Genomic DNA, 12694 nt, shown 5'->3' on the forward strand with positions numbered 1-12694 from the left:
CCCCAATCTTAACTTTCATATGCGAACAAATTGTAAATCTTTCTAACGCCATCTTAACATTTATGTATAACCAGTTTGTGAAGTTCACAAACTTGGCATATGAAGCTTATTGTACGAATTATCACTGTATACAAAAATACGTTTCAATATGCATATTCTTGCATATTGAAACGTATAGCCGTCTTATTGTTTTCTTAATATTTCATCGAGAGTCAACAAAACACCATCATTATTATTATCGTCTAGGGCAGCAGGATAGCGCTCTAGCAATGAGTCATCACCATTTTTCATTGCATACGGTTGCGCTGCCAAAGCTAACATTTCCGCATCATTTAGTCCGTCACCAAATGCAACCAACGATTGGTCAGCGGTCACCCCGTAATAATCTGCCAGCACCTTAATACCATTGGCTTTATTCACGTCTGGTGCCACGATATCAACTGACCCATACCCAGACGTCGTCACATGGGCGGCTGAACCCAATGCTTGTTGCGCAGCTTGAATAAAGTGATTCGTCTGATGCTCTGCATAGCCAATCGTTACTTTCAAAATTGGTTCATCAATTTCCGCTAGGCTATCAATCATCGTGACATGTGCAAACATCATCAACACTAGTGATTGATGGGCTAAATTTAGCCGACCTTGATCACGCAACATATACACACCGTGACGCCCGGTAAACAAGGCACCTTGCCGGGGATCGAAGGGCAGGTCGGTCACAACTTGCATCATGGTTGCTACCTCTGGCACTTCAAGTCCTGATACTTTCAACGTTTGACCATCCGCAGTCTTCACAATCGCCCCGTTATCAGCTACTAAATCATAACGCCCCGCAAAACGTTTAAAATGTTTATCAATTTGCTCTTCATCGCGACCACTAGCCACGATAAATCTCGCATCCTGTGCCGCTAATAATTGTAAAATGCGATCAAAATGGGCCTCATTAAAACGCTTTACGTCCGTTAAAAAAGTCCCATCTAAATCCGTCGCGACCAAGCTAATTTCTGCCATTATCATTTACTCCCCAATCCAGTTCACTGTTTTACCTTTAATTGTACTTAATTTGGGCCTAGTTTTCCGCAAATAACCCCTAAATTTAGACACGTAACATGTTAGAATATATCTAGTGTACTTTATATCACACATGTACTTATACAATTGAATACGAGGATTTTGTCATGAAATGGTTTAAGAAAATCCGATATTTGTATTTAGCAATTTGGGCAATTATTGCGGTCGTCGCAGTGCTCTTTTTGCCAAACATGTCGGATTTGGCGCAAACAAAGGGGCAAATCTCCTTACCTGCGTCATCACAGACTTCGAAGTCTGCTGACCTAAGTAACATCTACAACGGGGGAAGCGATCAAACTTACGATTTGACCGCAGTTTATACGTCATCAGATGGGAAGAAAATCAGCAAGGCAGAGAAAAAGGATCTTAAGGACACCCTTAAGAACTTGGAACTACGTGAGGAGCAATATGGCATCACTAATCTGACGTCATTTGCGACAAGCAAGTCCGTTGCTAACCGTCTGAACTCAAAGGATGGTATGACAACGCTGGTTCAAATCAGTGTCGACAAGTCTCAAGGTAACGTCAAGGAAGTGGCCAACTCACTGACTGATGCGCTATCAACTGACGGGTTGAAGCTTCGTTTGACTGGTGAAGATTTGATCACGTATGACTTCGCAAGTACGACTCAGACTGGTGTGAAGCGTACTGAAATCATTGCCATTATCTTTATTTTGGTTGTGTTGATTTTGGTATTCCGCTCACCAATCGTGCCAATCGCCTCATTACTGACGGTCGGCATTAGCTACTTGGTCTCATTGAGCGTTGTCGGAAATTTGGTGCAAAGCTTCAATTTCCCATTCTCAACGTTCACCCAAGTCTTCTTGGTTGTGGTGCTATTCGGAATTGGAACTGACTACAATATCCTGATGTACTCACGTTTCCGTGAGCAATTAGGGATTGATGACGATCCGGTTACCGCCGCTTTAGCTGCTCGCAAGACAGCTGGCCGTACAATTTTCTACAGTGGTACAGCCGTATTGATTGGATTCGCCGCCCTTGGTTTGGCAAACTTCCAACTTTACAAGGCAACTAGCGCCGTCGCTCTTGGTGTGTTGGTCATGTTATTCGTGATGAGCACATTGAATCCAGCCATCATGTCGTTGCTTGGTAAGACGTTGTTCTGGCCAAGCAAGAAGTTCAACGAACCTGAAACTAGCAAGCTTTGGACGAAGTTTTCATCGTTTGCGGTTGGAAAGCCAATTCTAACGATTTTGGCTGTCTTGTTGGTGACAGTGCCATTGGCAGTGACAAACAACAAGCCATTGAACTTTAACGACTTGTGGGAAGTTTCTGACGTGTATGACTCAAAGTCAGCCGTCCAAACGATTGAAGATCACTATCCAGCCGGCTACGCATCACCTGCAACTGTGTACATTCACTCAAAGAAGGCGATGAACAACAACGAAGCTTTGGCGATTATTGATAACCTAACTGGTCAAATCAATAACTTGAATGGGGTTGCCAGCGTTGCCGGACCAACCCGTCCAACGGCTGAAAAGATCACGTCACTTTACACAGCATCACAAAGTGCTACCTTGTCAGACAAGCTAGACGATGCCAAGACCGGGACGAAGACCATCAGCAAGTCTTTGACAGATGCTTCAAGTCAACTTAACAGCACTGATCAATTAGCATCAGCCGCTGCGCCATTGACTTCAAGTACCAATGACTTGGCAAATGGTGCTTCAGAATTGCAAGGGGCTTTGTCAACTTTGACAAGCGGTATGCAATCAGGTCAATCTAGTGCTGCTGAATTGTCATCTAACTTGTCAAACGCCGTCGCAGTTGTGAACGGCTTGGCAACAACGATTGATACGTTAAATGCGTCAGTACCAACTTTGACGGCTAACTTACGTCAAACAGCTGACACGTTGGGCGCTGCACAATCAGCTTTGGCCACTGCTAATCAAGGCTTCACGTCAATTCGTGACACCTTGAATGGTGATGCCTCAGTTAACCAAAACGGTAACGTGCAATCAGCCATTCAAACAGCTGGCTCAAACATTGATTCACTAACGGCTAGTTCGCAATCATTGGCCAACGCCAGTGCTATGAACAACGATATGGTCACATCAGCTGAATCAATGAGCAGTAGCTTGTCACAAATTGCTGACAGCGTTCACCAATTGCAAGCTGCTTTGACCCAAATGCAAGCCGGTGCCGGCACACTAAGCTCAAGCTTGGACAGCGGTTCATCTGCTGCTGGTGAGGTATCAACCAAGTCAGGTGCTTTGACATCTGGTTTGTCATCATTGCAATCAGGTCAACAACAATTGAGCCAAGGCATTAGCGATTTGCAGAGCCAATCAAAGGAATTGCAAAGCGGCTTGTCTGAAGGTTCAGATGGTTTGAACAAAATCGGTAAGGGGTTGGGCACAGCCACAACTTACTTGTCTGATTTGAGTAACACGGGAACATCAGTCTTCTATGTACCAGCTGATGTCTTGAAGGGTAAGACGTTCAAGAGCGCTTTGACGAGTTACATGTCAGCTGATCACAAGACGTTGCAACTGCAAGTGATTATGGATGAAAACCCATTCTCACGTAGTGCAATGCCAGTTTCAAAGAACATCCAAAAGGTGGCTACCAACGCGCTTCGCGGCACGAAGTTAGCTGGTTCAGAGGTTGCGATTGCTGGTACAGCTGCTCGTAACGATGATTTGAAGAAGATTTCTGAAGCTGACTTCATCCGTACCGCTGCCATTATGTTGGCCGGTATCTTGTTAGTGTTGATTATCATCACGCGTTCACTCATCAAGCCAATCTTGATTGTGCTTGGTCTATTACTTTCATACGGTGCTGCTTTGCACCTTGGTCAACTATTGATTGCCCAAGTAATGGACACGAATGAATTGTCATGGAATGTACCATTCTTTAGTTTCATCATGTTAGTTGCTTTGGGAGTTGATTACTCAATCTTCCTCATGATGCGCTACCGTGAAGCCGAAGGAAACGCCTCAATGCGAATGGTTACAGCGGCCGGCGTTATCGGTGCTGTTGTACTATCAGCCGCATTGATTTTGGCTGGTACGTTCGCAGCCTTGATTCCATCAGGGGTCTTGTCATTGATCGAAGTTGCTACAGTCGTGATCATCGGATTGGCGTTCTTGAGTTTGATCGTCATGCCATTGTTCTTGCCTGCCGGGGTTGCCTTGGCAAACAAGCTATTGGTTAAGGCCGTTGAAAACGAAAGTTAATTAGGTTTAAACATAAAAAACGCATTCGCGCTAAGCGGATGCGTTTTTTTTGCATATTAGTTTGTTATTGCTGCAAGGTGTCTAGCGCAAGATATCAATTAAGTTCTTATTCGCTGCTTGCTTAGCTGGTAGCAGGCCAAACACAATTCCTACGGCCGTTGAAACGCCAAACGCTAACGCAACCGAAGCGGGGGTGACAATCGCTCTGAACGGCATCGCCATCGATGCAACAGCTGCCACGCTTGTGCCAATAACTAGGCCGATGACACCACCCGAAACCGTTAATATAATCGCTTCTAGCAGGAATTGCATCATGATATTTTTAGGTGTCGCCCCTAATGCCAGGCGCACACCAATTTCTTGTGTACGTTCAGAAACTGAAATGTACATCATATTCATCACACCAATCCCGGCAATAAACAATGAAATACCCGCAATTGCCGCCACAAAGTAGGTAATTCCTGAAATCGATTTGCTAATCCCTTTCAGCAATTTGCCCATATCGATATATTCATAGCGACCATCACGATGATGACTACCTGATTTTTTCAGTTGATGCAGCGCCTGTTTGGCACCCACACTTACCTGAGCGCCTGGTTTAAAAGTCAGCTTAATCCCATTACCTTGTTTCCCGGTACTCGAGTTAAGATACAAGGGCTTCGGCAACCGTGCATCGGCAGCTTTATTATGATAAACCCCAATAACCGTATACGTTGTTTGCTGGACCGTAACCGAAGTCCCGACGGCATTCGCAGCCGTCGTATACATCTTGGTTGCTAACTTATCCGACATCAACATAACTGGATTCTTCACTTCAAAATCGTAAGTCGTCAAATTTTGACCCGCAACAATTGGTTGTTTAACGGGCTTGTTAACCAAATCCGCCGTCATCGCTTGCTGACTATCATTAATAATCGCGGTCATGCCAATTTTCTTCGTTTGTTGCAAAATTTCGACCTTCGCAACGCCCTTGAGATTAGCGTCCATCAACATAGTGACATCCCGATTGTCAAAGCCCGGTTCATTTAAAAACATATCGCGTGAATTGTAGTAAATCTCCGCCGTTTGTTGCCCGGTTTGGGTCGTATCTAAATCCCGTAGCATCTGTTTTTTAACACCCGCACCTAGTGACATAATCGTGACGACTGACGCAATGCCAATGATAATCCCGATAGTGGTTAAAAAACTCCGCTTCGGATTAGCAATCAAGGCATGCCATGATGCCTTCACTAATTCAGAAAATCTCATGATGACACCTCCGAATCTGCAATAATGCGACCATCTAGAATTTCAACCGTCCGCTTCGTTGCTGCGGCCACATTAGGATCGTGTGTGACTAAGATAATCGTTGTGCCTTGGTCGTTCAACTCTTTAAAGAGTTGCATAATTTCGGCTGAGGTCCGACTATCTAATGCACCTGTTGGCTCGTCCGCAATCAGAAAACTTGGATTGGCAACCAACGCACGCGCAATTGACACACGCTGTTGTTGTCCACCAGATAGGGCGGTGGGGAGCTTATCACCTACGTCAGGCAGCCCAACCCGTGTTAACTGTTCATCAATCCGGGCCTGCACTTGGCGTCGTTTTTCACCGGCATAAAGTAAGGGGAGGGCAATGTTATCGCTCACCGACATCGTCCGAATCAGCTTGAAATTTTGAAAAATAAACCCCACGCTGGCATTACGGAAAGGCGTTAATTCCGCTCGTTTTAATGTTTGAATTTGTGTGTCATTAAATTGATACTCACCTTCAAATTGATCATCTAAAAAGCCAATAATGTTAATTAACGTCGACTTACCTGATCCTGATTGGCCAATAATTGAGACATATTCACCAGCATCAATCGCCAAATTAATATCATGCAAGACATGAAATTGATTGCCACCTTGGCTATACGACTTATTGATATTTTTTAAATTAATCACTAATCGCCACCTGTGCCGCATCTTTTAACTTATTATCCGGGTTCATAATAATGCGTTCCTTAGCTTGTAGGCCGGCCGTGACAACTAAATAACCATCCCGCTTTTCAGTTGTCACTGGCGTCTTACGGGCTTTACCCGCAACGTAGCGATACACATGGCCGTGTTTAACAGCTGCCGTTGGTACCCGAATCCCATCTTGCGGCACTGTGATTGTCAGTGATTGACCATTCATAAATTGCGTCGCATCCAAGTTATCCGTTGTAAATGCGTATCGCGCCATATTTTTACTGCTTTCTTTCGCCGGATTGGTCGATAAGAAATTAAGGGTGGTTTTTGCTTCGTGTTTCGTTGCTAAAGCCTTAATGGCAACATCGCGGTGATCTTTGACTTTGTCGTAGTCGTACTCACTAACCAAACCAGTTGCTTGTAGTCCCGAACCGGTAATGGCCAATTGTACTTTACCGCTCTGATCATAACTTACTGAAATTCGTCCATCGTACGGGGCCGTCACCTGACCATACTGACTATTTTGTCCACGCTGTAATACTTGCTGACTCGTTTGCACATCCGCCTGTGCATCAGCTAAATTGCTTTTTGCATCACGCAATTGCGAGTCCAAGTCTGCCCGTGTTGGATCATCTGCAGGCAACTGGTGCAGTTGCTGTGTCAATTGATTAATTGTGTTTTGCGCACTTGTCGCTACCCGATTGCCCTTATCAAGGGTTGCTTGTTGCTCAGCTAAGTCCATTGATTTATCCAAAAAAGTCGTTAGCAACACCTGACCAGCGGTGACGGTATCACCATTGGCAACGTTCAATTGTTGCACTTTCCCCTCAGGAATCGTTAATTGTTGCTGGGCTACTGGTGCCACCTTGCCAGCCACCGTAAAGGTTGACTGTTTCACCGTTGCCACCTGATAGGTTGGCGTCCCGGCCTCTTTTGTTGCCTGATGATCAGTCACATACAAGACTGTTCCGCCGATGACTGCGGCCCCTAATGGTACCAACACTATCCCTAATTTAACGCGCTTACGCATATCACATATCCCCCAAAAATATTTCTTATCACCTAAATACAATATCATACATCGTATAATATGCGAAAGTTTTCTGTCATATTTTTGAAATTTTTGTGTTCTTAATGTCAAAAACAATCGTTTTAGATGTTATTTGTAACAAAAAACCGCCATGCAATTTAGCACAGCGGTTGATAAGTAAATTTACCCGATGATAACTTCCTCGGTCGGATATTGAAAACTGGTTGGCTTTTCGCGAATATTCATCACGGAAAACATCACCGTGTACAAGCCGACACGACCAATGAACATGACCATCATAATGACAATTTTCCCCAACGTTGTTAAATGGGGCGTTAATCCCAGTGAAAAACCGGTTGTTGAAAAGGCTGAAATAACCTCAAACACAATATATTCTAAGCCTTCGCCCTTCGGAATCGTTTCGGTAATACTCAAGAAGAGCGACACACCAATGACAAACACAATAGATATCACTGCTAACATCATGGCCTTAATGACCACTTTTTGACTGAAGCGCCGACCACCAAAATTAACTTGCTCCTGGCCACGTAGCGCTGCCATTGATTGCAACCATAAAATTCCCAGCGTCGTTGTTTTAATACCACCAGAAGTTGATCCTGGCGTTCCACCAACAAACATGAGCAACATGATAATCATCAGACCAGCGGCCGTTAAATCACGTAATGGCACAACTTCCAACCCCGCAGTTCTTGGCACAACAGCTAAAAACAAGGTGTCCATGATGCGATGCCAAAGTGACGTTGACCCAGCTAATGGCGTTAGCACTTTTTCCGTGAATAAGAAGAAAACAAACGCTAAACCGGTTAACCAGGCTGACACGTGCAAGGCCACCCGGGTGTGCAAACTCAAGCGACGCTGCTTGCGATAAAGTAATAAATCACGCCAAACCAGGAACCCCAGTGATCCAGCCGATATCAGCAACATCCAAACAACCAGAATATACGGATCATTCCGTATAAAGAAGACTGGTTCGTCAAAGAATGTAAAACCCGCATTTCCAAATGCTGAAATTGACGACGCGATGCTTAAGAAAATACCGTGGCTGGCGCCGAAGCGGGGAATGAAGTCCGGCATCATCAGGACCGCACCTAGTAATTGAATAACCGCTGACAGTGAGAAGACGTACGATAACACACTTTTCACATCGGCTAAACTGCCTAGGTTTAAGGCCTGTTGGGCCATGAGTCGCGCTTTTAAATCCAAGCGTTGTCCGGTAATCGCAAACAACAACACCGCAAACGTCATGAACCCAAGCGCGCCAATTTCAATCATCACCAAAAGGACAATATGCCCAAACAGTGACCAGGTCGACGCTGTGTCTAACACCGTCAAACCTGTAATCGCCGTTGCCGAAACGGCGGTGAACAAGGCGTCCATATAATGAACCGTTACCCCCGCTTTCTGCGATATTGGTAACATCAAAATGCCCGCGCCAGCGAAAATAATGACTAAAAATCCAAGGGTCAAAATTTGTGGCGGGGTCATTTTGCTAAGTAATTTTCTCATAAGTTAAGTATCCCCCAACTTTCTTTATTATACAGGAGTTGAGGCTTAGTTTTGCACAGATTTTTGTGGATAAAAATGGTAAAAATAAACTGTTTTACCCACATCCTGTGGAAAACTTGTGGAAAAAAGCCCGATTTGTGCAACGAAACCCACTATCCACGGGGGAAAACTCAGTGTGGATAACTTGTGTGTAAATGCTTGCTACATGCAAAACGCCCATATAAGGGCATTTTCAACCGAACGTTAAGTTTAACCTTAATCAGTAACGGGTTTTTATAGCTAACAGAATGTTATTTCGCGTTATCGTTCGTCTTTGGGCGATTTACACGCCTTTATATCGGTTGTTCATTCATAAAATGCGCTTAATAACGAATGTTGCAAACTTACATGTTATCAATTTTTGTATCTTTAGTTTTCAACAAATTCCAGGGTGTGCAAAACTATTTTTAGTCCGCAGCGATCTGTGGATTTTTTGGCATGTTTTTGTGACTAAAGGCCGATATTGCAACGTTTTAACAGTTTTACACACTAAAACACCCATTCTGTGGATAAATGTGGATAACTTTCCCCAGAAATCGCTCTAAACTTTGATATAATAAGGTTTGTTAGATATCCACAGCCCGTTTTTAACATGTGGATAAGCCAAAAGTTGCGATTTGTTTAAGCAGTTATCCACACCTGTTTAAAACTTCGAAGAAAGCACTAATTTGATTAAGGAAAGGTAAAGACCATGAACGTAAAAATCATCGGCGTTGGCAAGCTAAAGGAAAAATATTTGAAAGATGGTATTGCAGAATACGCCAAGCGTTTACAAAAGTTTGCAAAATTTGAAGTAATCGAGGTCCCAGATGAGAAGGCGCCCGAACAACTTTCGCAAGCCCAAATGGATCAGGTAATGGCCAAGGAAGGGGAACGTATTCTTAGCAAGATTAAAGATAAGGAATATGTTTTTGCCCTCGCCATTAAAGGGAAGGAACGCAGTAGTGAAGAACTTGCCGCTGAAATTGATAAATTAGCGCTACGTGGCGATTCAGATTTAACCTTTGTCATCGGTGGTTCACTGGGCTTAGCGCCAGAAGTCATTGCCCGTGCTAATACACAAATTAGTTTTGGTCGCTTTACTTTGCCACACCAATTGATGCGTTTGGTTTTGACTGAACAAATCTACCGTGCCTTCATGATCAATCAAGGATCGCCTTATCACAAATAAAGCGTTTAACCGTTATTTGTATTGATATTATATTTTGATTCGGCGACTTATATCGTTTAACCAAAAGAAATCTTACAAAATGACATTAAATTTTATGAAAGTTTCACGTGAAACATGATTTATTATGTATTGAAAACGCTTTCAAAAAGTATTTTAACTAAAGCATGCGGGAAAACCACAATCCCCGCACGCTTTTTTATTTTGTGACGCTGTTTCACATGAAACGCAAAAACTGAAAAAATATATTGGCCTTTTTCGTGCCATCTTGCCAGAAAAGACTAAAATGATGTTATAAGGTTTTTAACCAAAGAGGGGGGCGTTACTATGCAGTACTTATTAATGGGTATTATCGCGGGTAGCCTAACACCGTTTCAGACGGCCGTTAATTCCAAGCTACGGCAATATGTCATTTCACCATTTCTATCATCATTAATTTCATTTCTCATCGGAACAGTCTTCTTGACCATTGTCATTTTTGCTAGTGGTGGGCAGCTACTCTTAACCAGTCACCAAGTTGCCACTATTCCTTGGTGGGCTTACCTCGGCGGGGTCTTAGGAATGATTGGTTTGACCACCAACATTCTATTGTTCCCCATCTTAGGCAGTGTCCAAACCGTTATTATGCCCATCATGGGGCAGATTCTCATGAGTATGGTCATTGATAATTTTGGTCTCTTTGGGGCTGATCACCACGCCTTGTCAGCCATGCGATTGGTCGGCGTGGTGCTCCTAATTATTGGTGTGTTAGTCGTTGTGGTCTTACCCGGCTATCTGAGTCGCGACAAGATGGAAGACAACGAACATGCACCCGTTAAGTTACGCTGGTTATGGCAATTAACCGGCGTCATCGTTGGTGCCATGCTGGCAGTACAAGCTGCCATTAACGGCCGGTTTGGTGGCATGTTAGCCTCACCATTACATGCCGCTTGGGTATCATTTGTCATCGGCTCAATCCTGCTATTCATTGTTAGTTTAGCCCAACGGAGTTTGCCTAACGTGGCCAACTTGGCCCGCAATAAGACCCCTTGGTGGATTTGGTTGGGTGGTTTTCTAGGTGCCATCTACATTTTCTCAAACGCCTTCTTGGTACCCAAGATTGGGACCGGTACGGTTGTGGTCTTGGCTTTGTTAGGTCAAGTCATCGGCAGTCTTAGCATTGATCAATTCGGCCTACTCGGCGCCTTTAAAAACCGGATTACCCCAATCAAAATTATTGGCCTAGTCATTATGATTGTGGGGGTTGTCCTCATTGAAATGATGTAATCTGAATCGCTACCAGCTCAACCACAGCATCTGGGTTAAGCTGGTAGCTTTTTTGATATAATTAACACACTATTAGAAAATAAGAGGATTATGACATGGCCAACATCCAAACTGACCTGCTCATTATTGGCGGGAGTGACGCTGGTATCTCGGCAGCTTTACGTGCCCGTGAGCTCAACAAGGACATCCAAATTACGATAGTCCTTGCTGACGAATTCCCAAACCTTTCAATCTGTGGTATTCCATACGCGGTCAGCAAGGAAGTTTCCGCTTGGCAAAATTTGGCGCATCGAACGGTCAAAGATTTAGAGGCGTACCAAATTGACTTTTACATGAACACTTGGGCAACTGCCATTAATCCAACCGCCCACACGGTCACTGCCACACGTGGTGAGGAAGCCGTCACTTTTGCTTACCAACACTTAATGGTAGGGACAGGCGCAGTACCCAAAGAATTGCCACTTACTGGCGTAGGCGACGGTATCCACGTCCTACACACCATGGGTGATTTCTTTGACATCGAAGCACAATTGGTGCAACACCAGCCAAAACGGGCAGCTATCATTGGTGCGGGGTACGTGGGCATCGAAATGGCGGAAGCTCTCACACACCGTGATGTCGCCGTCTCGTTATTTCAACGAGGGTCCGAAGTACTATCGACCATCGACGCCGATCTTGCAACGCCAATTAATGACGCATTGACGCAAAACGGCGTGCAGGTTTTCACCAACGCTACCGTTACCGAAATTGCCCAAACACCAACTGGTTACCGTTTAATCGGTGGGGCTACCGACGAAACTTTTGATTTTGTCCTGGTTGTTGTCGGTGTGCGGCCAAACAGTACATTGCTTGAGGAAGCCGGCGCTGAAGTCACAACTAATCATGCCGTGATTGTGAACGACCGCATGCAAACTAACTTACCCGATATTTACGCAGCAGGTGATTTAGTCCAAACGAAACACCGCCTCCTTGGTGATACCTATTTGCCACTTGGGACGACGGCCCACAAACAAGGGCGCGTTGCTGGTGCGAATATCGTGGGACGTCAAACCCACTTTGCCGGGATTATTGGATCACAAGTATTGCGCGCCTTCGATGTGATTGCTGCCCGGACTGGTTTGTTACCTACTGAAGCTACGCAGGCCGGTTACACCCCAATCACAACAACTGCGGTGGTGGATGATCACAAGGGGTACTATCCCGGTGCTGAAAAAATTACAATTCGCATCACCGCTGATCGCCAAACACATCGCCTGTTAGGCGCGCAATTGGTTGGTAAATACGGCAGTGAAGTTGCCAAACGAGCCGACATTTTTGCGACTGCCATTTATAACGACATGACCGTGGAAGCCTTCAGCGACCTGGATTTAACGTACTCACCAGTCGTTGGCGCACCATGGGACGCGGTACAAGCTGCCGTCCAACAACTTGAAGCCCAATTAGATGCCTAATCACAATAAAA

At 44.6% G+C, this 12694-nt stretch carries 9 protein-coding genes; 4 read left to right on the forward strand and 5 right to left on the reverse strand.

The features are described from left to right. Nucleotides 1-183: 183 nt before the first annotated feature. Nucleotides 184-1011, reverse strand: a complete 828-nt coding sequence (locus WEIDD23_RS07280) for an HAD hydrolase family protein (RefSeq protein WP_010371174.1) — start codon at nt 1009-1011, stop codon at nt 184-186. Nucleotides 1012-1178: 167 nt separating this feature from the next. Between WEIDD23_RS07280 and WEIDD23_RS07285 the strand changes: the two genes are divergently transcribed. After that, nucleotides 1179-4271, forward strand: coding sequence for an MMPL family transporter (locus WEIDD23_RS07285; RefSeq protein ID WP_010371176.1), 3093 nt, complete (start codon nt 1179-1181; stop codon nt 4269-4271). 81 nt (nt 4272-4352) lie between these two features. Here the strand turns inward: WEIDD23_RS07285 and WEIDD23_RS07290 are convergent, their stop codons facing one another. From WEIDD23_RS07290 to WEIDD23_RS07305, 4 genes are all read right to left on the reverse strand, one after another. After that, nucleotides 4353-5519: an ABC transporter permease gene (locus WEIDD23_RS07290; RefSeq protein WP_010371178.1), complete on the reverse strand. Its 1167-nt coding sequence runs from the start codon at nt 5517-5519 to the stop codon at nt 4353-4355. After that, nucleotides 5516-6196 (reverse strand): ABC transporter ATP-binding protein, encoded by a 681-nt coding sequence (locus WEIDD23_RS07295; protein WP_010371181.1) that lies wholly within the window; start codon nt 6194-6196, stop codon nt 5516-5518. The genes WEIDD23_RS07290 and WEIDD23_RS07295 overlap by 4 nt, the downstream gene beginning before the upstream one ends. Further along, the gene (locus tag WEIDD23_RS07300; RefSeq protein ID WP_010371183.1) at nt 6189-7232 is read right to left on the reverse strand and encodes an efflux RND transporter periplasmic adaptor subunit; all 1044 of its coding nucleotides are present in this window, start codon (nt 7230-7232) and stop codon (nt 6189-6191) included. The genes WEIDD23_RS07295 and WEIDD23_RS07300 overlap by 8 nt, the downstream gene beginning before the upstream one ends. A 183-nt stretch (nt 7233-7415) precedes the next feature. Next, nucleotides 7416-8759: a TrkH family potassium uptake protein gene (locus tag WEIDD23_RS07305; RefSeq protein ID WP_029237443.1), complete on the reverse strand. Its 1344-nt coding sequence runs from the start codon at nt 8757-8759 to the stop codon at nt 7416-7418. 730 nt (nt 8760-9489) lie between these two features. Between WEIDD23_RS07305 and rlmH the strand changes: the two genes are divergently transcribed. The 3 genes from rlmH to WEIDD23_RS07320 all read left to right on the forward strand — a co-directional run bounded on the left by rlmH (nt 9490) and on the right by WEIDD23_RS07320 (nt 12683). After that, nucleotides 9490-9969 (forward strand): 23S rRNA (pseudouridine(1915)-N(3))-methyltransferase RlmH, encoded by a 480-nt coding sequence (rlmH, locus tag WEIDD23_RS07310; protein ID WP_010371189.1) that lies wholly within the window; start codon nt 9490-9492, stop codon nt 9967-9969. Nucleotides 9970-10293: 324 nt separating this feature from the next. Further along, nucleotides 10294-11232 carry a DMT family transporter gene (locus tag WEIDD23_RS07315; RefSeq protein ID WP_010371192.1) on the forward strand — a complete coding sequence of 313 codons (939 nt, stop codon included), beginning with the start codon at nt 10294-10296 and terminating at the stop codon, nt 11230-11232. A gap of 95 nt (nt 11233-11327) precedes the next feature. Further along, nucleotides 11328-12683, forward strand: a complete 1356-nt coding sequence (locus tag WEIDD23_RS07320; protein WP_010371194.1) for an FAD-dependent oxidoreductase — start codon at nt 11328-11330, stop codon at nt 12681-12683. Nucleotides 12684-12694: the final 11 nt, after the last annotated feature.

It is taken from the genome of Weissella sp. DD23 (assembly GCF_001579105.1).
Taxonomy (GTDB): Bacteria; Bacillota; Bacilli; order Lactobacillales; family Lactobacillaceae; genus Weissella; species Weissella cibaria.

What these genes read in the sequence shown, in the direction of transcription:
- WEIDD23_RS07290 (WP_010371178.1), bottom strand. Translation starts at nt 5,519, where the DNA reads ATGAGATTTTCTGAATTAGTGAAGGCATCATGGCATGCCTTGATTGCT.
- WEIDD23_RS07305 (WP_029237443.1), bottom strand. Translation starts at nt 8,759, where the DNA reads ATGAGAAAATTACTTAGCAAAATGACCCCGCCACAAATTTTGACCCTT.
- WEIDD23_RS07285 (WP_010371176.1), top strand. Translation starts at nt 1,179, where the DNA reads ATGAAATGGTTTAAGAAAATCCGATATTTGTATTTAGCAATTTGGGCA.
- WEIDD23_RS07315 (WP_010371192.1), top strand. Translation starts at nt 10,294, where the DNA reads ATGCAGTACTTATTAATGGGTATTATCGCGGGTAGCCTAACACCGTTT.
- WEIDD23_RS07320 (WP_010371194.1), top strand. Translation starts at nt 11,328, where the DNA reads ATGGCCAACATCCAAACTGACCTGCTCATTATTGGCGGGAGTGACGCT.
- WEIDD23_RS07300 (WP_010371183.1), bottom strand. Translation starts at nt 7,232, where the DNA reads ATGCGTAAGCGCGTTAAATTAGGGATAGTGTTGGTACCATTAGGGGCC.
- rlmH (WP_010371189.1), top strand. Translation starts at nt 9,490, where the DNA reads ATGAACGTAAAAATCATCGGCGTTGGCAAGCTAAAGGAAAAATATTTG.
- WEIDD23_RS07280 (WP_010371174.1), bottom strand. Translation starts at nt 1,011, where the DNA reads ATGGCAGAAATTAGCTTGGTCGCGACGGATTTAGATGGGACTTTTTTA.